18 protein-coding genes and 1 pseudogene are annotated in these 22,179 nt (G+C 40.8%); 8 read left to right on the top strand and 11 right to left on the bottom strand.

The window, feature by feature from the left end; genetic code table 11:
- The first annotated feature begins 687 nt into the window (after window positions 1–687).
- Genes A0125_RS14730 through A0125_RS14715 form a run of 4 tightly spaced genes read left to right on the top strand, consistent with a single transcriptional unit; the run spans window position 688 to window position 7,601 of the window.
- Window positions 688–3,774: a SusC/RagA family TonB-linked outer membrane protein gene (locus A0125_RS14730; protein WP_231863243.1), complete on the top strand. Its 3,087-nt coding sequence runs from the start codon at window positions 688–690 to the stop codon at window positions 3,772–3,774.
- Between the two features lie 23 nt (window positions 3,775–3,797).
- Window positions 3,798–5,411, top strand: a complete 1,614-nt coding sequence (locus A0125_RS14725; protein WP_231863242.1) for a RagB/SusD family nutrient uptake outer membrane protein — start codon at window positions 3,798–3,800, stop codon at window positions 5,409–5,411.
- Between the two features lie 31 nt (window positions 5,412–5,442).
- Complete coding sequence (locus A0125_RS14720; RefSeq protein WP_197464895.1) at window positions 5,443–6,567, top strand: DUF1735 and LamG domain-containing protein; 1,125 nt, start codon at window positions 5,443–5,445, stop codon at window positions 6,565–6,567.
- A 14-nt stretch (window positions 6,568–6,581) separates the two neighbouring features.
- On the top strand, window positions 6,582–7,601 hold the full coding sequence (locus tag A0125_RS14715; RefSeq protein WP_197464894.1) for a glycoside hydrolase family 18: 1,020 nt from the start codon (window positions 6,582–6,584) through the stop codon (window positions 7,599–7,601).
- A gap of 84 nt (window positions 7,602–7,685) precedes the next feature.
- On the opposite strand, the gene rimK is transcribed toward A0125_RS14715, so the two are convergent.
- The 7 genes and pseudogenes from rimK to A0125_RS14680 form a co-directional block, all read right to left on the bottom strand.
- Complete coding sequence (gene rimK, locus A0125_RS14710) at window positions 7,686–8,624, bottom strand: 30S ribosomal protein S6--L-glutamate ligase (protein WP_066758011.1); 939 nt, start codon at window positions 8,622–8,624, stop codon at window positions 7,686–7,688.
- A gap of 41 nt (window positions 8,625–8,665) precedes the next feature.
- Window positions 8,666–9,100, bottom strand: a complete 435-nt coding sequence (locus A0125_RS14705) for an ATP-dependent zinc protease family protein (RefSeq protein WP_066758010.1) — start codon at window positions 9,098–9,100, stop codon at window positions 8,666–8,668.
- Between the two features lie 18 nt (window positions 9,101–9,118).
- A pseudogene (locus A0125_RS14700) lies at window positions 9,119–10,296 on the bottom strand (AIR synthase related protein).
- 123 nt (window positions 10,297–10,419) lie between these two features.
- Window positions 10,420–11,946, bottom strand: a complete 1,527-nt coding sequence (gene purH, locus A0125_RS14695; protein WP_066758009.1) for a bifunctional phosphoribosylaminoimidazolecarboxamide formyltransferase/IMP cyclohydrolase — start codon at window positions 11,944–11,946, stop codon at window positions 10,420–10,422.
- A 45-nt stretch (window positions 11,947–11,991) separates the two neighbouring features.
- Window positions 11,992–12,567 (bottom strand): phosphoribosylglycinamide formyltransferase, encoded by a 576-nt coding sequence (purN, locus tag A0125_RS14690; RefSeq protein ID WP_066758007.1) that lies wholly within the window; start codon window positions 12,565–12,567, stop codon window positions 11,992–11,994.
- Between the two features lie 651 nt (window positions 12,568–13,218).
- Entirely contained in the window at window positions 13,219–14,442 is a 1,224-nt protein-coding gene (gene nhaA / locus A0125_RS14685; RefSeq protein WP_066758049.1) for a Na+/H+ antiporter NhaA, read from the bottom strand.
- A 206-nt stretch (window positions 14,443–14,648) separates the two neighbouring features.
- Entirely contained in the window at window positions 14,649–15,461 is an 813-nt protein-coding gene (locus A0125_RS14680) for an undecaprenyl-diphosphate phosphatase (protein ID WP_066758004.1), read from the bottom strand.
- A 506-nt stretch (window positions 15,462–15,967) separates the two neighbouring features.
- Here A0125_RS14680 and A0125_RS14670 point away from each other — a divergent pair.
- Entirely contained in the window at window positions 15,968–16,357 is a 390-nt protein-coding gene (locus tag A0125_RS14670) for a hypothetical protein (RefSeq protein ID WP_197464893.1), read from the top strand.
- A 3-nt stretch (window positions 16,358–16,360) separates the two neighbouring features.
- Here A0125_RS14670 and A0125_RS14665 read toward each other — a convergent pair whose 3' ends face one another.
- From A0125_RS14665 to A0125_RS14655, 3 genes are all read right to left on the bottom strand, one after another.
- Complete coding sequence (locus tag A0125_RS14665; RefSeq protein WP_066757983.1) at window positions 16,361–17,167, bottom strand: sensor histidine kinase; 807 nt, start codon at window positions 17,165–17,167, stop codon at window positions 16,361–16,363.
- 107 nt (window positions 17,168–17,274) lie between these two features.
- A complete protein-coding gene (locus A0125_RS14660; RefSeq protein ID WP_066757980.1) occupies window positions 17,275–17,865 on the bottom strand; it encodes a PAS domain-containing protein in 591 nt (196 codons plus the stop codon).
- Window positions 17,866–17,948: 83 nt separating this feature from the next.
- A complete protein-coding gene (locus A0125_RS14655; RefSeq protein WP_066757977.1) occupies window positions 17,949–18,308 on the bottom strand; it encodes a response regulator in 360 nt (119 codons plus the stop codon).
- Between the two features lie 370 nt (window positions 18,309–18,678).
- Here A0125_RS14655 and A0125_RS16680 point away from each other — a divergent pair, with 370 nt between their 5' ends.
- From A0125_RS16680 to A0125_RS14645, 3 genes are all read left to right on the top strand, one after another.
- Entirely contained in the window at window positions 18,679–18,846 is a 168-nt protein-coding gene (locus A0125_RS16680; RefSeq protein ID WP_082785053.1) for a PLDc N-terminal domain-containing protein, read from the top strand.
- A 223-nt stretch (window positions 18,847–19,069) separates the two neighbouring features.
- On the top strand, window positions 19,070–20,014 hold the full coding sequence (locus A0125_RS14650; protein WP_156472569.1) for a hypothetical protein: 945 nt from the start codon (window positions 19,070–19,072) through the stop codon (window positions 20,012–20,014).
- A 162-nt stretch (window positions 20,015–20,176) separates the two neighbouring features.
- Window positions 20,177–20,674, top strand: a complete 498-nt coding sequence (locus A0125_RS14645) for a peroxiredoxin family protein (RefSeq protein ID WP_066757972.1) — start codon at window positions 20,177–20,179, stop codon at window positions 20,672–20,674.
- A 28-nt stretch (window positions 20,675–20,702) separates the two neighbouring features.
- On the opposite strand, the gene A0125_RS14640 is transcribed toward A0125_RS14645, so the two are convergent.
- Window positions 20,703–22,154 carry a serine hydrolase gene (locus tag A0125_RS14640; protein ID WP_066757970.1) on the bottom strand — a complete coding sequence of 484 codons (1,452 nt, stop codon included), beginning with the start codon at window positions 22,152–22,154 and terminating at the stop codon, window positions 20,703–20,705.
- Between the last annotated feature and the right edge of the window lie 25 nt (window positions 22,155–22,179).

Genomic DNA, 22,179 nt, shown 5'->3' with positions numbered 1-22,179 from the left:
TGTTTTACATAATCCCTTCAAAACTAGTGTCTGATAGCTTACCATTTATTTTGAGATCATCTATGATTTCTTTTGCCTATTTCTTTTCCTTTAGCACACCATTTTTTTATGTTTCAAACTGTGAATTTTTCCTGTAAGCAATTACTGTGTTCATATTTCATAAAAGGCAGGTAGTGTACGTATTGAGCATTCATTCTTAAACTCTAATCATTAACAATAATGAGCCATAAATAATTTTTTTTGAAAATATATTTCTTTAAGACATAGTAAATTATTTAATTTGTACAAAAATATACTAATTAACTATTTATAGCAGCTTGGGAGGGATGTATTACTCTGTTATCATTTTTTTGCAGATATACATCTATCCGTACGTAAACAATGCTTAGTACGGCTTTACAGGTCACTTATTTAAAATAGCCTAAAAATTCGGCGAATATGGTTAGTAAATAGTCGTCGTCACTGTCGTAACCGCTGTGTATTTACCAATAATACCTAGTTACTGTTTGAAGGTATGAATATTTATATACTGGTCATTTATTAATGTCCTGTAGCGCGCTCAGGTTCTTCCATAAAGACCAGCTTATGCTTTTCCATATTTGGAAACTAACTATTAAACCAATTGCTAAGCTTATGCTAATAAATACAACTAAAAAGGGAGTGCTAAAGATACTATGTAAGCGCTGTATGTTCTGGAAAAGCGATTCTATAAATTTGTTTTTGCTACTACTACTTTTTTCAAGTCCATCCCTTGCGTATACTGCTTCTAAGAGCATTACATTTACCATATTTCATGATAACTTATTTGTGCAGCCCGCCGATCAGATCTATACGGGGCAAATAGTAGATAATCTGGGTGTAGCAATACAAGGCGTTACCGTAACAAACAAAAGTTCTAACAGCTCTACGTTAAGTGATGAGACTGGACTCTTTTCTATCTCCGGTGATGCTGGGCAAGTTCTAGTATTTTCATATTTAGGGTACGAGACACTGGAAATTCGTTTAAGTGATAATACGCGAATAGAAGTCATGATGACTTCCGGTAATAACCAAGTCGAGGAAGTCGTCGTTACGGCTTTGGGTCTCAAAAAATCGACACGATCGTTAACGTATGCTGTACAGGAGATTGCGGGAGAAGAGTTAACCAGAAACAGGGATGCGAACTTTGTAAATGCTTTGACGGGTAAAGTAGCTGGGGTTACGATCAATGCGAGTTCGTCAGGAATTGGAGGAGCTACGAGAGTAGTGATGCGCGGTACGAAGTCCATCAGTTTAAATAATAATGTACTCTACGTGGTAGACGGTATACCATTGCCCAATGTGAATGGTGGTGCTATCACTAATGGAGCATTTCAGGGTGCTGTGTCGGGTGAAGGAATTTCAAGTTTCAACCCGGATGATATTGAAAGTATTTCTGCACTCACGGGACCATCTGCAACAGCACTGTATGGTAATCAAGGTGCTAATGGAGTCATTCTGGTCACCACCAAGAAAGGGAATATCGGCAAACTAAAAATCTCAGTATCCAATACTTCTGATTTCTTTCAGCCTTTTGTAATGCCTGAGTTTCAAAATACATACGGACAAAATGATCCACTCCAGTACGCCAGTTGGGGGGACAAGCTTCCCACACCATCCACGTATCATCCTAGAGATTTTTTTCAATTGGGGCATAATATTGCCAATTCTGTTAGTTTCTCTGGCGGTTCTGAAAGAAGTCAAACCTTTTTCTCAGCAGCAACTAATAATGCCCAAGGCATTATTCCAGGCAACACATATAACCGATATAATTTTTACCTACGCCATACAGTCGAATTGACCGATCGATTAACCACCGATTTCAATGCGATGTACGTCAAGACTAATGATAGAAATATGGTGGCTCAAGGGCAATTTCATAATCCAATTCTGCCTATTTATTTATTTCCGCCAGGAGATGATATCCGTAAGTATCAAATCTATGCTCGCCACAATACCGATCGTAATATCCCCGAACAATTTTGGCCGTACGGGAATTTAGGCCTAGCTGCTCAAAACCCTTATTGGATAGCTAATTCGCAGTCTAATACCAATGATCTGGACCGATACATGCTAAGTGCTACAGCAAAATACAAAGTATTAGAATGGTTTGATATAAGTGGAAGAGTGCGTTTAGACAATTCGATTAATCACAATGAAATCAAGTTGCCGGCTAGTACAGATGGTATTTTTGCCTCCGAATTTGGGTTTTATTCTACAGGGAAAACTACCAATAAAAATCTGTATTTGGATTTGATAGGTCAGATTAGAAGGGAGATCACTCCAGATCTGCACTTTACTTCCAATTTTGGTGGCTCCTTCCAAAATGATCATATTGATGGATTAATGGTTTCAGGAAACTTGACACGTATCGCTAATCTATTTACTACGGTAGATAATATGGATCCGCAATCATTTCAATCCTATCTAAGAACGCAGCTACAATCTACTTTTGCCACAGTCCAGTTCGATTATAAAAATAGATTGTTTTTGGATGCTACCGGACGCTATGAGTGGCCATCACAGTTGCCACCAGGATTTGCGACTACTAGTTCTTATTTCTATCCTTCCGTGGGGCTATCGGGTGTGATTAGTGAAATGGTGCAATTGCCTTCCGTGATATCATTTTTAAAAGGCCGCGTATCTTACGCGGCCGTAAGTAACCCACCGAGATTTGGTGTTACAAATCCCGTTTTTGACCTTGGTAGATTCTTCAATCCAGCACCATTCCCTGAGTATTTCCCAGAGCATACTCAGTCTTACGAAGCAGGTTTGGATCTCAAATTATTCAATAATGCCTTAAGTTTAAGTGCTACAGTGTACAAAGCCAATACCACCAATCAATTGCTAACCCGGCCCATACTATCAGGATCGATATTCTCGGAGTTCTCTTATAACGCAGGTGATATTGAAAATCGAGGAATAGAAGCCACCTTGGGCTATAACCTGAATAAAGCAGATTTTAGTTGGAATAGTAATGTAGTTTTCACATTAAATAGGAATAGAATTAATCGTCTATCCGAAGGGTTTACCAATCCAATAACTGGTGAAATTTTTGGGCGAGATAGCCTTAGCATGGGTTCATTAGGTTCGTTACAAAATCTATTGGTGGTCGGAGGCTCCATGTCAGACCTATACATTTCAGAAGTACTAAGAGAAGATAATCAAGGCAATTTGTGGGTCGACCCTGCTGATGGTAGTATTCAGACGATGCGTATTCCGCAGCGTTATATAGGAAGAACCATTCCGGATTTCAATCTAGGGTGGCGCAACTCTTTTGCGTACAAAAACTTCGATGCATCCTTCTTGGTCGATGGTCGATTTGGTGGTATTGGCGTTTCTGCTACGCAATCCATTATGGATGCTCATGGCGTATCTGCCCAATCTGCCCGAGATCGAGACAATGGTGGAGTATCTATTTATGGCGGAACATATGCTGACGTACAAAACTTCTATAATGTCATTGGTGCAGCGTCTGGTGGCTCGGTGGGGTTGTTAGGCTATTATACCTATAGCGCCACCAATATTCGTCTGCGTGAAGCTTCTGTCGGCTATACTTTCCATAGCAACTACTTCGGCAATAGGATAGATCAAATCCGTATATCTGCTACTGGCCGTAATCTATTTATGTTTTATAACAAAGCACCTTTCGACCCGGAGTCTACCGCTTCTACGGGCACTTATTATCAAGGTATAGATTATTTTCAGCAGCCGAGTTATCGCAGTTTCGGTTTTCAAGTAAATGTTCAGTTTTAATGATTATCAAAGAAAGAATAGATATGATGTGTGCGAATAAATATGTACAATTAGGGTTTAAGTTAGGTTTACTGTTCGCTTTGATGGCTTTTTCAAGCTCCTGCAACAAAGATTATGCGTCATTCAATACCGATCCATATCGACCCACCTTAGATCAACTCGAGGCAGATAATTTTATTACTGGAAGAAACTTTCCAATTATGATTGATGCCGTGATTCCAGCGGGAGATATAGGTTCAGGAACTGACTTTGTAAACAGCTACCAAATATCTAATAATCTATCAGCAGATATGTTTTCAGGATTTATGGGAGCTGCGGGCGATTGGGGTGGGAATACCAATAATTTGACCTACGGATTTAATCTTGATTGGGTAAATGAACAGTTTCTTCTAACGGGAAGACTGATGGCATCTTGGAATGCCATTAAAAGTGCTACCGACATCAATAATGACAGCCTGCAATTCTCCGTGGCACAAATCATAAAAATTACTGGAATATCACGTGCCACCGATATGTATGGCCCAATACCCTATTCTTCCATCAGTACCGGCACATTTACACCTCGCTATGATGCACAAGATAGCATCTACTATTCTTTCTTCCCAGAATTGGATCGTGCCATATCCACGCTATTTACTTTAGGTGCGCAAGCTGGAAGGCCACTGGCTAGGTATGATAAGATTTATGGTGGAGATTATAGTAGATGGGCAAGGTTTGGCAACTCATTAAAACTGCGATTAGCGATGCGTATGGCTTACGTGGATCCAGATCGAGCTAAGCAGTATGCCGAAGAAGCCGCAAGCCATCCGGCAGGATTATTGTCCACCACCGCAGACAATGCCTTACAAGGTGCAGTAGCAATTGCCTTTCCGTATAAAAATCCACTACGCACACTGTCAGTGGTATACCAAGAAACGCGGATGGGTGCAAGTATGCAATCAATTTTATTGGGTTATCAAGATCCTCGAATCCGCAATTATTTTAATTTGTCCAATATTCCCGGTCTAAACAATCAGTACATTGGTGTTCGGTCAGGAATCAATGTTACACGCAGTCTTTATGAACCTTTCTCCACGCTAAATGTGGAAGACGCTACGCCCTACCCGTGGATGTTAGCATCAGAAATTTATTTTTTACTAGCCGAAGGAAGTATACGCGGATGGAATATGGGGGGTACAGCACAGACCTTCTACGAGGCTGGAATTAGAGCTTCTTTTCAAGAAACTGCTGTGGCTATACCAGCGGATTATTTGAATAACACAACAAGTCGACCACAAAATTATGTGGATCCTGCCAACGCCGGCAATAATACTAACGCATTATCAACTATAACTATAGCCTGGTCCGAATCTTCAAATTTTGAAGAAAAACTAGAACGCATTATTACGCAAAAATGGATTGCGTTGTACCCCAATGGCCAAGAGGCATGGAGCGAATTCCGTAGAACAGGTTATCCACGAATCTTTCCGATCGTGTTAAATAGAAGTAATGGAACAGTGCCTACCAACTTACAGGTGCGTAGGCTACCCTATCCACGCTTACAATATCAAGAGAATGGCGCACAAGTTACCAGAGGACTAACCTTGCTAGGTGGGCCAGACAATGGGGCTACGAAAGTATGGTGGGATAAGAAATAAAAACTATTCAATGATAATAAATCATACTGAAATGAAAAAAACATTTTATATAAGCATCTACATGTTTCTGAGTGTATGTGGACTTTCTTGCAGTAATAACGATATTCAAGATTATCAATCCGTTTACATCACGGCCGCAGAACGTGTCGTCACCACTACCTTATCAGCGTCTGACAATGGTGGAGAACTATCCATTTCGGTGAGCTCTTCGCAATTGGCAGAACGAGATATCCAAGTTGAAATTGATACAGATATCAGCTTGATACAAGCATATAATGAGAGAACAGGTAATAATTATTCCCCTCTACCTGCCGGAAGTTTTGAATTAGAATCATCTACTTTGACCATTATGAGAGGTACAACCATATCCTCCGGAGTGAATTTTAGAGTATTATCTGTGGCCGATTTTAGAGACGGCGAATCTTATTTGATGCCGATTACAATTACCAGAGCAAACGGCATATCTATATTAGAGGCTTCGCAAACAATTTATGTCGTCGTAAACCGAGTTATCATTTCTACCGTAGCATCTTTGACTAACAACTTCTTTAGGGTAGACTTTTCCAGTTCGAATCTTAATGCATTACGAGCCATCACTATGGAAACTCGTGTGATGGTCAATAATTTTCAAACTCTCAGCCCATTTATTAGTAGCATTATAGGCATCGAAGAAACTTTTTTGATGCGCTTTGGCGATGTTTCTGTCGGCAACAACCAGTTGCAAATAGCAGGCGGCGTTACAGCCACTAATGTTGGGATGACATTTTCACCAAACGTGTGGTACCATGTTGCAGTAGTGTACAACGGAAGTTCTCTATTCGTATATGTGGATGGAAGATTGGTAGCGCAAAGTAATAATGTCGTTCGTACCATAGATTTGACCAACGATTGGATGGGTGGCTTTCACATTGGTTTCTCTGAACGCGGAAGATTGTTAGATGGTTACATCAGCGAATCCAAACTATGGTCTAGAGCATTGACACAATCCGAACTGGTCAATGGTGCATGTGGCATAGATCCATCTTCCGAAGGTTTGATTGCGTACTGGAAATTTAATGAAGGAAGTGGAAATATTGCGAATGATCTGAGCGGCAATGGATACAATGCAATCGCAAATCGTGCAGTGACCTGGTTGCCAGATGTAAGGTGTAATTAAAAACAATGAATATCATGAAAGCGATTAATAACATATTCCTACTCCTATTATTGTTTTTACCCATATTCTTTTCTTGCCAGAAACAGAATGAGGTTCAAGCTATCAAAGTACCCCGAGTTATTCAACGCTCGGAAGAGTATTACAAAAATTTGCGCGCTTACAAAGCCAGCGATCATCAAATATTTTTTGGGTGGTTTGGTGATACAGGAAGAGCAGGAACACCAGGCGTGTCAAGCGTTTATGATCAAATTCCAGACAGTGTCGATATAGTTAGTTTGTGGGGCGGCTATCCACCCGAAGGCTCGCATAATGCGAATCTGTTGCAACGGATTAGAAGAGAGAAGGGCACCAAATTCGTCTGGGTACTATTTGGCTCTGGTGTAGATGATATGATGGATAGGCATTTTCCAACTGTCAAAGAAAGGTCTGTTTTCGAAGCGATTGATAGCGTTGCTAAAGCCATATCAGATACTATTACCAGATACGGTTTGGATGGGTTTGACTTAGACTACGAACCGGGAGAGCAGGGCGAGCGAGATCGTGTTTTCGGTCGCAACGATGGTTTGGGCTCAGATGCTGGTGGATCACTTTCGGTGCAGCGTCTGTTCCAAGCCCTTTCCAACTATTTAGGCCCCAGGTCAAATTCTGGAAAATTACTAATTATAGATGGCTATAATGAAAGAGGTATTGAACCATACATAGATTATTATGTGCAACAAGCTTACTATTCTTCATCGCCAATTATATTGCAGATTCGATATGATGCTTTTGGTTTTAATGGAGTTTTGCCGCCACACAAATTCATTCCGGCAGAAGATTTTGAACAGGGGTGGAGGGCAGGCGGAGTTATCTTTTTAGACCCCAGCTTAGGTCGCATTCCATCCTTACTTGGTTTTGCCAATTGGAATCCTACACAGGGACAAAAAGGCGGTATAGGTGCGTATCATGCAGAGTACGAATATGGATCCAATCCAGATTACAACTATATTCGACAAGCCATTCAGTTGATGAATCCGGCCGGAAAATCGCAGTAATCACATCTTCTAGCTGAGTTTTTATCCTAACTTTCCAGCTTTCCCGAGACGCGGGAAAGCACTGTTAAAAAAGAAAGCAAACCCTTAGAGTTTGCTTTCTTTTTTAACAGTGCGTTTTACACGAACGGTTGGTTTTAGCGCCATTTTTGCTTCATGCTGTCGTTCCAAATACTTAATAATTTCTGAAGCGATATCTTTCCCAGTTGCCGTTTCAATACCTTCTAATCCAGGCGAAGAGTTTACCTCGAGAATCAATGGACCACGATCGGAAGCCAACATATCCACACCAGCGACCGTTAAACCCATGGCTTTGGCTGCTGAGATTGCGGTTTCTCGTTCTTTACGAGTCAACTTTATGATTTCGGCACTGCCACCTCGGTGCAAGTTAGAGCGAAACTCGCCCTCTTTCGCCGTGCGTTTCATCGCACCGACCACTTTACCATCCACCACAAATGCGCGGATATCCGACCCTTTGGACTCCTTGATATATTCCTGAATCAAAATATTATTTCCTAATCCATAGAAAGCCTCAATTACAGAAGAAGCCGCTTTCTTGGTTTCGGCCAACACCACACCAATACCTTGCGTGCCTTCCAATAATTTGATCACGAGAGGAGCGCCGCCCACCATACTGATCAAATCGTCAACATCGGAAGCCGTGCGAGCAAATCCTGTGATAGGCAAACCTAAACCAGCACCCGATAAAATTTGCATACAACGTAGCTTGTCTCTTGAGCGCGTGATTGCTTGGCTGGGATTGGCCGACAGCACGTCCATTACTTCAAACTGACGAACGATCGCCGACCCGTAGAAAGTGACCGAGGAACCAATGCGTGGTACAATCGCGTCAATACCGGCAATATCCTGACCTTTATAATGTATGCTGGGTTTATCTTGTTGTATCCCGACATAGCATTTGCTATGATCGATTACCACACATTCGTGACCGTGCTCCTGTGCAGCCTCTACAAGACGCCTTGTAGAGTACAAATTTTTATTTGTTGATAAAATGGCAATTTTCAAAACGTAGTTTTTAAGGAAAACAAAGAAAGAGTGGATAAGTTTTAGCGCAAGTTTTGGCCTAGATCTCTTTTCGAGACATCCACCAAAAATTTCCCTGCTATAAAATTGCGGCCAAGGAGCATAGGGTATGTCATAGCAGAACGATCCCTGAAGGAGAGTTTGATGTCGTACAGCTCGTTGAATATTTTAATTTTAGTGCGAAAAATATGACGCGTTTCAGCTTGGCCAAAAGAGCTTTTTACTGTACGTTCTCGGTGTACCGGGAATCGTATTTCCAGGGTTTCATCTGAATCGTCTGACGCCGCAATGTGCGCCAAGATATACATATGCCCACCTTCTTCGAGCACCTGCATATCTTCGCAATGTACCACCGAGGTTTCGGCACCTGTATCGATCTTTGCAGGCACATTGTAAAGCCCTAATTCGGGTAAATCTACAACTTCTGCGCGTCCTATGATCTTTTTTTCTTTTACCATACGCTGTTTTGGATACCTCTAATGGTATACGAATTCGCCATATGGCGACTGAATAGTAACTTGCTTTTTGTCTGTAGCTTCTACACGGCCGATAATTTGCGCATCAATGTCAAATGATTTCGAGATCGCGATGATGTCAGCTGCCAAGGCTTGTGGCACATACAATTCCATGCGGTGACCCATATTAAATACCTTGTACATTTCCTGCCAATCTGTGCCGGATTCTTTCTGGATCAATTCAAAAAGCGGCGGAATTGGAAATAGATTATCTTTAATTACGTGTACATTATCCACGAAGTGCAATACCTTCGTTTGTGCACCACCAGAGCAGTGTACCATACCGTGAATCTGTGCACGATGCTGATCCAATATCTTTTTGATTACAGGGGCATACGTACGCGTTGGTGACAGTACCAATTGTCCTGCTGTCACTTCTTGCCCATCGCCGATCGCAATTTTTTCTGTTAGCGAGCGATTGCCACTAAAGACAAGATCATAAGGCACTGCTGGATCAAAACTTTCTGCATATTTCTCTGCAATCGCTTTGTGGAATACATCGTGGCGCGCAGAAGTCAATCCATTGGATCCCATACCACCATTGTATTGCGATTCGTAGCTTGCTTTTCCATACGAAGCTAATCCTACAATCACGTCGCCTGCTTGAATCGTGTGATTCGAGATCACCTCTTCGCGCTTCATGCGACAAGTTACCGTACTATCCACGATAATCGTGCGTACGATATCGCCTACATCGGCCGTTTCGCCTCCAGTAGAATAGATGCCGATGCCCATGTCACGTAGTTCTGCCAAGATTTCTTCTGTACCATTGATGATTTCCGCAATTACTTCACCTGGAATCAGGTTTTTGTTGCGACCAATAGTAGACGAAAGCAAAATGTTGTCGGTAGCACCTACGCACAGCAAATCGTCCAAATTCATGATGATAGCATCTTGCGCGATACCGCGCCATACTGACGCATCGCCAGTTTCTTTCCAATACACATATGCCAACGATGATTTGGTGCCTGCGCCATCAGCATGCATGATATTGCACCAGCTGCATCACCACCGAGTATATCAGGGATGATTTTGCAGAATGCCTGTGGATAAAGGCCTTTATCAATGTTTTTGATCGCATTGTGTACGTCCTCTTTTCCGGCCGAGACACCTCGTTGATTGTATTTTAAGTCTGACATGTTAGCGCAAAAATAGGGAATTGCAAAGGAAAAAGTGAAATACCTAGTGACTAAAAAAGATGGTAAACAAAAATCCCTTCCTCGTGGAGGAAGGGATCTGTATAAATGTGCTGTATATAGCGATTAGTGCTTGAAATGGCGTACACCAGTGATCACCATCGCCAAGCCTTTTTCGTTTGCCATATCGATGGAAAGTTGATCTTTGATCGAGCCGCCTGGCTGTAGTACTGCTGCCACGCCATTTTCACCAGCAATCTCCACACAATCAGGGAATGGGAAGAATGCGTCCGATGCCATCGCGCTGTCTTTAATATCAAAGCCAAACGCTTTTGCCTTCTCGATCGCTTGTTTTAAGGCATCTACGCGGGAAGTTTGGCCTACGCCAGAAGCGATCAAGGTATTGTCTTTCGCAAATACAATCGTATTTGATTTCGTATGTTTCACGATTTTGTTCGCGAAGTATAGATCCGCCAATTGCGCTTCGGTCGGTTGTTTTTCCGTTACCGTCGTCATCAACTCCGGACCTTCTACCGTATTGTCTTTATCTTGCAAGATCACTCCGTTGAGCAGCGTTTTGAATTGTTGCGTAGGTAAGCTTACTTCGTTGCGTTTTAGGATAATGCGGTTTTTCTTGGTCGTCAAGATTTCCAACGCATCGCTTTCGTACGCTGGCGCGATCAAGACTTCAAAAAATAATTGATTGATTTCTGTAGCTGTTGCTGCATCTATCGTGGCATTTGTGATCAATACACCGCCAAAAGCAGAAACAGGATCACAAGCCAAGGCGGCAGTCCATGCTTCTTTTACCGTCGGGCGCGAAGCCACACCACAGGCATTTGTATGTTTTAAGATCGCAAAAGTAGGATCTTCGAATTCGTCGATGATAGCAACTGCCGCATCTACATCCACAAGGTTGTTGTACGAAAGCTCTTTTCCATTAAGTTTATCAAACATCTTGTCCAAATCGCCATAAAATATTCCTTGCTGATGTGGATTTTCGCCGTAGCGCAATACTTGGCTTTGCTGTGCTGATTGTTTGAATACCGGAAGAGGATCTTCTTGGTTGAAATAGTTGAAAATCGCCGTGTCGTAATGCGAAGATGTGTTGAAAGCTCGCTTTGCGAATGATTTACGTTGCTCCAATGTCGTTACGCCAGCTTGTGCTGCTAAGATTTCTTCTAATTCTTTGTAATCATTTTTCGAAGAAATGATCACCACATCGTTGAAGTTTTTGGCGGCAGCACGGATTAAAGAAATACCACCAATATCGATTTTCTCTACGATATCCTGCTCAGGAGCTCCCGATGCAACAGTTTCTTCAAATGGGTACAGATCGACGATTACTAGGTCAATTTCTGGAATCTCATATTCTGCCAACTGTTGTTTGTCGCTATCTAATGGACGGCGAGATAGGATACCACCGAATACTTTTGGATGCAAAGTTTTTACACGGCCGCCTAGTATTGAAGGATATGAAGTGAGGTCTTCTACACGCTCCACACCAATGCCCAAATCTTTAATAAAGGATTCGGTACCACCTGTAGAATAGAAGGTAACTCCATATTTGTTTAATAATTCAATAAGAGGGGCTAATCCGTCTTTGTAATAAACGGAAACCAAGGCATTTTTAATCTTAACGGCGTGATTCATGATCTTCTGCTTATGAAGCCGCAAAGGTAGTAATAAATGAGTTATTTAGTTGTATTTCTTGATCAAGTTTTCGATAACTTTGGGATAATGTAGGTGCTCGAGTTGCTGACCCTTAAACTTGATGATATCAAGCGTGTCGCTTGCATCTACTGCAAAGCGCCCTTGATAGATTACCTCGCCTTCATCAAAATGCTCATTCACAAAGTGAATTGTAATGCCGTGCTCTTTTTCGCCTGCAGCCAACACTGCTTTGTGCACTCGGTCGCCATACATGCCTTTGCCTCCAAATTTGGGTAATAATGCGGGGTGAATATTAATGATTTTGTTAGGAAAAGCCTTCAACAGGTTTTCAGGTACGAGTAACAGGAACCCGGCCAACACGACCATATCGACTTCTAAGCGTTTCAAAATATCTACTACCTCATCTGTCTGATAGAAAGCGGCCTTGTCAAAAACATGCGATGGAATTTCAAAATTATCTGCACGTTGTAGCACATAAGCATCGGGATTATTACTCAAGACGATTGCTACTTCCGCGACGTCCGAATATTTGAAGTGCTCCATGATTTTTTGTGCATTGGAACCTGATCCTGAGGCAAAGATAGCGATACGTTTTCTCACAAATATATATTCTAGATGGTATTAGCAGATTTTATTATATTCAAATATAATATATTTTTACCCCGATAGCGGTATGTAAAGTTATTTTTAAACAGCGAGATTAACTTAATTCGTAGGTTTTCACCTCGTTCTTTTACCTTCGTCCAAGATATTTGCTTTTAGTCTCTAGTAGAATTAGCTCACTGCAAATAGGAGTATATTAGAAACGCTCCATGGTAGAAGATGGAGCGTTTCTAAAATCAATAAGTACTAGCTGCATTATCTCCGTCGCGGAAATAGGTTTTCATCTCGACCTGCTCCGCCACGGTGTTTACGTTTTCCTTTTTTGTGATGACGTGGACCATGCTTCTTTCCATGTTTTCCTTTATGCACTTTTGCATGTCCATGTCTAGGCCCATGACCATATCGTGGTCCATGAGTATAACACGATGTAAAGCAAAATAACATCGTGCAGGCCACCATGATTACAGTAATTAATCTTTTTCCCATAACCTCACTTTGCAAAAACTAGACCAAGGGAGATCACCTTGTCGAAATTTTCCTATTGTTTTAATTATATGGAAAAGCGAGACAAAACCAACCAAAAAAGGATAATCTATGACGAGAAATTGAATAGGATATTAACACATATCGCATATAAATATGGTTTTATTAATCCAGTGCCTTCCCAATCGTTATCGTATCATTATCGAGCTTCTTTTTCTCAGGAATCACTTTTTTAGAACTAAAATGAAGCACCAGATAACCACTAACACCTGCCAATAAAGAAGTTAATAGGATGGATAACTTGGCCTCAGATATATGTAGTGGATCACTGAATGATAACAGAGAAATAAAAATAGACATCGTAAAGCCAATGCCGGCCAATAAACCAACACCAACGATATGAATCCATCGACTGCCTTCCGGCAGTAAGCCAATTTTCGATTTTACGCATAACAATGTGGTTAAGAAGATGCCAATCGGTTTACCCAGCAAAAGCCCTAAAGTTATCCCCAGCCCTAGCGGTGCTGCCAACCCGCCGATCATCTCACTTTCTAAAGTAATGTTAGTATTAGCAAAGGCAAAAATGGGTATAATCAAAAAATTAACTGGGCGGACAAGCGCATGTTCTAATCTTTCTAATGGCGATTCGATATCCGTATCATTAGTTGGTAGCGTCATGGCTACTAGTACGCCTGCGATCGTAGCGTGAATACCTGAATGGTGTACAAAATACCAGATAAAAATACCCGGAATCAGATAAAGATAGGGGTTAAGTATATTGAACCGGTTCATCAAAAGTAGTACAACTAATCCAAGACCAGCATATAGCAAATAGGTAAACTCAATACCCGACGAATAAAAAAATGCAATAACAAGTATGGCTATCAGGTCATCAACAATAGCAAGAGCCGCCAGAAATATTTTTAAACTGGCAGGTATCCTTTTGCCTAAAACATTGATAACTGCTAGTGCAAATGCAATGTCGGTAGCCATAGGGATACCCCAGCCACCTTCCGTGGTCGCTCCGCTATTTAGGCTTAGATATATAAGGGCAGGTACAATCGCGCCACCGATCGCACAAAGAATGGGTAAAGAGGCTTTTTTAGGAGAAGATAATTCACCTTCGACCACCTCACGTTTGATTTCTAAACCTACTAATAGAAAAAATACAGCCATCAAACCATCATTTATCCATAGTAATACTGGATATCTCAAATGTAATGCACCATATTCTATTCCAAATGTATAATCCAAAAGCGCTTGCAGATCATACTTCCAAGGGCTATTGGCTATTGCTAGAGAAAGTACAACGCAGATCAGCAATAAGATGCCGCCAGCATTGGCAGATTTAAAAAATTGTTTAAATACGGTAAGGTTAATTTTTTGCATGATCAAAAATATAATTAGTGCTTTTTGCAGCGCTATAAATGGCCTGGCAGCTAGGATGTGATTGGCGTCTACCAATCCAGCAAAATATAACTTGCAAATTAGTATAAATACTCGACACTATTGAGGATAAAATGTTTTTCACTGTCTGCCTTTGTTAAAGGTCAGATCATTACCTTGGATATAAAATGCAAGGTTTCTCAACATTTCTACATAGCGATGAAGGTGTACAGTAATACACAAAGTCCGACTAGGCCACAGTAATAGGAAAAGTAGACGAGTTTAGCCTTTTTGACAAGAGCGATCATCCACTTACAAGCAACAAGACCACATACAAAGGCGGCTACGAAACCTAAAGCCAAAGCAGAGGTAGACATTGCGTCGGTCGCGCTTGTACTATCTAAGTTTCCTGAAGCATCGAGGTATTTCTTGAGTGTCGCTCCCAATATCAATGGCAGAACCATCAAAAAGGAAAATCGTGCAGCAATGGTCCGGTCCACTTTCAAAATGATCGCCGTAGCAATAGTGCTACCTGAGCGAGAGAGGCCTGGAAGAATAGCAGCCATCATCTGAGATAGACCAATTATTAATGCCTTGATATTTGAAATTCCTCCATCATTAGTATTTTGTCGATCCGCGAAATATAGCAGTAAAGCGGTTATTAGCAACGAACAGCCAACTATCCTTAGATCCGAAAATAGCGCTTCGAGCGTATCTAAAAAAAATAAGCCAGCGACAGCAGCAGGTATCATAGAAATCACCACATGAATGGTGAAATTGATGGCGTTCTTATCTTTAAAAGTAAGTAATCCTTTAATAATCTGTAAAATATCATTTCTAAACACGACAATGGTGCTAAGAGCGGTCGCACAATGTAGTACAATGGCAAATGTGAGGTTTTCCTCACCAAAGTCCAATCCAAGTAGTTCTTGTACAATGACGATGTGCCCACTTGAAGAAACTGGTAAGAATTCTGTAAATCCTTGAACAATTCCTACTATGAGTGCTTTTAATTCTTCCATAAATTACTAATTTGATATAAGCCTATATGACTATTGTGATTTGCTGCCGTTTTTTTGAAGTGATGCAAACATAAAAGAATTTTCACTTTTATATAAACGCTTCCAACAAACTTGTTCGCGCGCATACGCTTTGCGAAGATACTAACTGCATAAAAGCTTAGTAGAATCTGCCAGCGAAAAATTTGATATTATGCTACATACCGCTATTTAATGCGCTTAAAAAATCTGTGAAAACTCGCCATACATCTATTTGTTATAGAGTTAAGTACTTCTAGCATAACTAAATTTTTAATAATGGGATTTACTGGCAAAAATACACGTGCGCAACTGTGGGACTGGATAACAAACAAAATATCGCAATTTAGCGCATGGTGTAAACCAGATCCGAACGATGATCCGTGGGTCCAAATAGGAAAATCAATTCTAAAGATCCCTATTATCCTATTTGTATTAGCTTGTTCGCCAGTCATGCTAATAATTTCGGGTCTTATATTCTTTTTATTGCTTTGAAGAATTGTTTCGCACATTTTTTGCATCCCTGGTTTCTGCTGTGTGCGGTGTTATTTGTGGCACATCAAATTTTACAGTGGGTTTTTGCGGTACATCTGCCTTGGGTCGATTCGTACCTAGATCCTATTCTAATGATGCCATTAACGCTGTATCTGATTTTGTGGGAAAGACGTTATCTCTTTGGGAAGACAGCAGAGTATACCTTGCCACTATCTACGGTTTTCTATTATTTTGTAATGATAGCCGTTTTATTTGAGGTAATATTTCCACTTATTCAACCCTTGTTCGTTGCGGATTGGTGGGATGTCATTTGCTATGCTTTAGGAGGTATATTATTCTATACTCAGATGAATCACAAAGGTGCCGATAGGACGGATTTGAACTGATGATCAAATTGATAGCGGTATCGTAAAGCTGAAAACAGAGCCCTTACCAATTTCGCTTTCCACCCAAATAGTGCCACCGTGATCAATCACGATTTGCTGCGATATGTAAAGTCCTATTCCTGCGCCGAAAAAAATATTATCATTGCTCGATACGCGATAGAAACGTTCAAAAATACGGGTGTGATTTTCCTTTGCCAGACCAATGCCTTCATCTTTAACCGAGATTTTTGCATAGTTACCAACCCGTCCGATGTGCAGTACGATCTGAGTCGCATCTGGTGAATATTTTGCGGCATTCGTCAGTAAATTAGTAACTACTTGCATCAATTGGTTTTTATCGCCCACAATGTTTAAGGTCTTATCACCAATTACTCGTATCTCGTGCTTATTGAAAATCGAGTGTACCTCACGCATTGGTTGCTCAATAATCTGATCGATCTGAATTACCGAAGGCATTTTATTTTTTGTGCCGGAGGTCAGTTGCGAAGTATCTAGCAAATTAATTATTAATCTTTTCAGCTTCTCCACTGATTCCATGGCATGCGTTAGCCGCGTTTCGTATCCTGCAACTTCTCCTTTATTTAGCATGCGCTCAAGAAGTTGTAAGTTGCCTTGTACCACAGTGATGGGTGTTTTCATCTCGTGGCTTGCGATAGCGATAAAATCATCTTTTTTCTTCTCGATTACATGTCTTTCTGTTACATCTTCTATAGCGAGCAAGATCCAATTTTTGTAGGCGCCATCAACGGAAATCTGAGAGGCATTGAGCAATAGTCTTTTAATACCGATATACGGGAATGCATGTGCCACCTCAAATCCTTCGAAGGGATTGTGTGAAGGCAGTACATTTTTGAGCAGATTTACAAGTTCGGGAATATTCCATGAACCTTCTAGAACCTCTGTAAGTTTGTTGTCAATCAGTTGATTGCCATTGATCTTGAAAAATTTTCAAAATGTTTATTGACCAACGCAATATTAAGATCAGGATCTAATACGAGCAAGCTTTCGCGAATGGTTTCAACAATGCCTTTTAGAAATTCTTCGTGCTCCTTTAGGTCTTTAGTGCGGTCGCGTACGCGTTTCTCTAGGTTTTCTCTTTCTTGCAGCAAATTGTATTCTGCTTCCTTACGCCTTGATATATCATTTTGGATACCTATAAAATGTGTCACATTACCATCTTCGTCCAACACTGGCGATATGGAAAGTTCATTCCAAAATAGTGTGCCATCTTTCTTGTAGTTTCTAATATCTACCTGACATGATTTTCCCTCTGCTAAGGCTTTGGAGATAACCGCCCGCGCTTTTTGATTCCTATCACTGCCTTGTAAGAATCGACAATTATGGCCAATAATCTCATTGATCGAATAACCTGAAATTTCAGAAAAGGCTTGATTACAGTATATGATTGGATTGTCAGGTTGCGAATTATCTGTAATAACTACTCCATCGACAGATGCGTCGAGGGCTGTTCCAAATATTTTGTTTAAAGCCTTTGTATATTCAGGCATGGTAGATGATTAAGATGGTTGAACTACCTGCAACAACGTTCCTAATCTAATTATGTTTCGCTTTTTCGTTAGCTTAATTTTTTTTATGCTAATAATCTGGATATAATCTCTTCAAATTCGCCAATATCGAAAGGTTTTACGAGATAAGCATCTGCTTTGCTACCGTGCGCTATTTGCGCAAAATCGTTACCTGCAGAATAGAATACTATTGGAATATGAGCCGTGCTAGGATTAGCTTTTAGCAACTCAATGGATTTGTATCCGCCTTCTCCCGCAATCCAATTATCCATGATCACTAGATCTGGAGATTCTTGTATCACATCTGTGATTACGTTTGCCGTGGTAGTCCGATATGCGGTATCAAACCCAAGCTGTTCTGCCAGAATGCCCGAAAATTCAGCAGTCGCTGGATCATCTTCAAAAATCAATACCTTTTTTCTCATATCTTCATTATAATTCCAATGCTTTACTAAGCGCCCGCGTCTAGGTATTTTAAATATAACAGTAGATCGCTTACAGCAAATTACCATCATATTTTCAGGTGCCAAAGATAGAGAAGAATTTGAAATTATTACTCAACGAGCATTCAATGCATCATTAGTTTTTGAAATACTTCTTTTTTTATGCCTCTGATAGGGTAGATGTATCAAATAATTTACTTCACCTGTTAGCAGAATAGGTACGGTCGAGCCATATGATTGTGCTACGCTAAGTTAAGCAATCATATATCGACCTCTTCCTTCTTAAAGATATTGATTTTTTAAATATTTTGGTAAATTGCTCCCTATTCGTGACCAACTTTGTATCTATTTTATGGAAATCATTCTTTTAATATTACATTTAGCCTTAGTGGTATATGCGATTTATCGCGTGCTTAACTCTCCATCTTTAAGCAGTACGAGCCGATTATTATGGATTATAGGAATTCTTATCTTTCCATTTATTGGATCAATTGCATTTTTAGTATTCAGTTCAAGGTAATTATCGCATTGTCCAACACAAACAAATTTGTTTGGTCAAGTACGAGGGTGTTTTAGTGACGAACATCGAAAGTGCAATTTTCATCTTCATTAGAAACCACCATGATTAGATGTAAGATGCCGTAAAAAGAATCGCACGATCTTTGCTGCGCGTAGTACGAGGTTTAAAAAGTGGCGGCTATTAATGTATTTCTTTACCTTGGCAATATAACCAAACTATAACCATGAGAATCTCATCAATATGCCTTTTGACACAATTTTTTAGAGCATATGTATTGGTCGCGTTGCTCGGTGGTTGCTCTTCTACAGTTCAAACAGCTAAAGTAAGCACATTGACTGCTAATTATTGTACGCCCAACGTCCAATATGATCAAGAGATTAGTTTTGCTGGATTCTCAGATCAAGATAGTGTTGCCGTTAGGAGTTTATTATCCGAACACGACTTTGCACTTTGCAAAAATATAGGTCTGATATCCCATATCAATAAATATTTATTAGCTTCAGATACGTTGGAGAGCCTCGTTGCAAGGCAACACATTATCGATTATTACCTCATCTTTAGTACAGAGTTAGAAGCGATTGCTGCAGAGTTGGATTGTAACGGTGAGCGAATCGAGCAATTGGCCAACTATGTTGAAAAGCGTAACAATCGCATCGTGTCGCGGTTAACTGTTGCGTCGATAATTTTGGGATCGGCCACCGCACTAGCCAGTACTGCATTCGAAAATAATCCTGTTAACAATGTGATTAATATCTCCGGCGGAGTTGGCTCAGCGGTACTGGGTTTCTGGGCACTGAAACCGCATGAAAAAAAAGTGGACATGCGTATCGAACGCAACATGTTGCACAGCATATGGTATGGTACAAATGCAGATAATATTTATCCTTTGTCACTTTGGTCAATTTTGAACGAAAAGACGTTTAGTAATACTGCCAATACTTCGTTGATTGAGTCTATACGTATGCGCTGGGCGAAGTATGGTTTGGATGAGGAAACCGATGTGCAGGATTTAGCCATGTTGTATTTTAAAGATGGCGGCACATACACAGCAGAGCAGCTTCGCAATTTGGCCAACATGCATAACGAATTACAAGCTTCCATACGTGGTATCAATCAGGACTTACGAAGTCTTGTATATACCGTAGCCAAATTGAGGATACAGCGCTAACGCGCGAGGAAGTTGCATACCATTTTAGAAAGTTTCTGGTTACCTAGGATCTAGCAATATTATCTGTAGAAGTGGCTACATCTCTACAGTCAATGCATTCCTCATCAGCAAAAACGTCAACAATAACTCGTACTTTTATTTGTACGAATAAAATGGCAAAGCATGCAACATAGAACAGTATTCTTAACTTTTTTTCTTCTTATTCTTTCGATCAATATTGGTATAGCTCAGGACATACATCAGATTCCGGCTTTTCAACAGTTTAGTCGATACGATGATGGTAGGAGTTTTACCGTAGATTCATTGGCCATGGAAGGAGTCAATGTGTTGATTTTTTATGATCCGGGCTGCGGCCACTGCCAAGAGCTAGGAAATGATATCGCTGAAAACTGGGAGCAATGGAACTCGTCGACGTCTTTTTACTTCATATCGATGGGAGAAAAGGAGGATGTTGATCGATATACGCAACAATATGCCAAAGGGTTGGATCAAAAACCAAATGTCACTTTCTTGCACGATCCAGCTGGCGAGTTTATAACACTTTTCGACCCGCAAAACTTCCCCTCCACCTATATCTACTCAGGAAAGGAAGGATCATTGATCCAGTTCTACGATGGTATAAATAGCACTAAAGATATGAAACAGCACCTGAGCAGGTAATTGAACATGCTTAGGCATAGCGTCGGAGTTACTTCTTCTTGATTACTTCTCGAATAATTGCTAACGCAGTTTCATCCACAGGCTCATTACTGTTGGACAAAACGATCACTGCCGAGCGTTCGTCAGGAATAATGGCCATAAATGAGCTACTTCCTGCAGTGCCGCCATTATGCCAAAAAAGATTTTGATCTTCCAGCAAATCCGTATGCCAACCTAAGCCGATATCCATATTATCTTCTGGAATATAGAAAGTAAATAATTTCGTGGCTGACATTGCCCGTTGGATCGCGTTTTCGGGCGTAGCTAATTGCGTAATTGCGTAGCGCAGCATATCGTCAATTGTGGATTTGATTGCTCCTGCGCCGGCCATGGCCTTCCAGTTCCATATCGGTACCGCTGTACCATCTCTATATACGGTAAGGATATTTGCATTTTTAGCATCTGGTTTTAGTTCGGTCGCGCGCATATGCAATGGCGAAGTAAGCGTCTCTTTCAGGTACGTATCGAAAGATTTCTTGGAGATAATAGCTAATAATTCTCCCAACAAACCATATCCCAAATTACTATACGCATATTCTGTTTCTGGCTCATGATCGAGCTTTGCGTCGCGCAAGTAAGTAAAAAGTGCTTTGCGATCATAGTGGGCATATGGATCGGTTTCAACAAACGATGACGTTTTATTCCAGTTGTCTGGAAGCCGTGGCAATCCTGAAGTGTGGTTGGCCAAGCTACGGAAAGTGATCTTTTGCAAAGCTGGATTTTTCGCGATCGAATCCGGTAAGAATTTGACGATGCTATCGTCCAAGCTTATCACTTCACGCTCTACTAGATCGGCTAGCAATGTTGCGGTGAATGTCTTGGTAAGTGATCCAATTTCGTACACGCTTTCTTCGGTTGGTAGCGTCTTATTGCCTTTTTTCGTTTCGCCAAAGAAATACTTTTGCACCTGTCCGCGATGTATAATACCGATGGCTAGAGAGCGTGCATTTGTTTTCTGCGTATAAGTATTTGCAATATTGCGCAACTTAAACTCAAAAGGATCCATTGCCTGTGCTGAGGTCGTTGTATCATTTATGGACGTTTCTTGAGCAAGCTTCTCCGTCGCATCTTCTTTGTACTGTTGGAACAAAATGGTATGGTATCGATTAGTACTATCTACTCCGAGCACCAGCAGCAGACGTTCTGTGTCAAAATCAAGTCGGTAGCTCGCAATCCCACGCTCAAATTTAATCCGTTCCGCGTTTCTAATATTCCCCAGTGCGTACAACTGTTGCAACGTTGTGCTCAGTTGCTCTTGAGAAATCTGCGCCTGAAAGGTAGGATTGGCCAATTGGTAGATGGAGTCAGCCTGTTGAGTATTAAATAAATACTCAATTTGATTATACAAAGCCCGGTTCACCTTCTCGTCGGCAGATTGCGCAAATGCAGCCTGTCCACCAAGTAAAAAGCTCAGAAATAGCAGTAGATAGTTCTTGTACATTTATCAAAATTAGGCAAAGAAATTT

It is taken from the genome of Sphingobacterium populi, assembly GCF_001586775.1.
Taxonomy (GTDB): Bacteria; Bacteroidota; Bacteroidia; order Sphingobacteriales; family Sphingobacteriaceae; genus Sphingobacterium; species Sphingobacterium populi.
The sequence above is the reverse complement of the archived record's forward strand: the minus strand, read 5'-3'. Positions and strand labels throughout refer to the sequence as shown.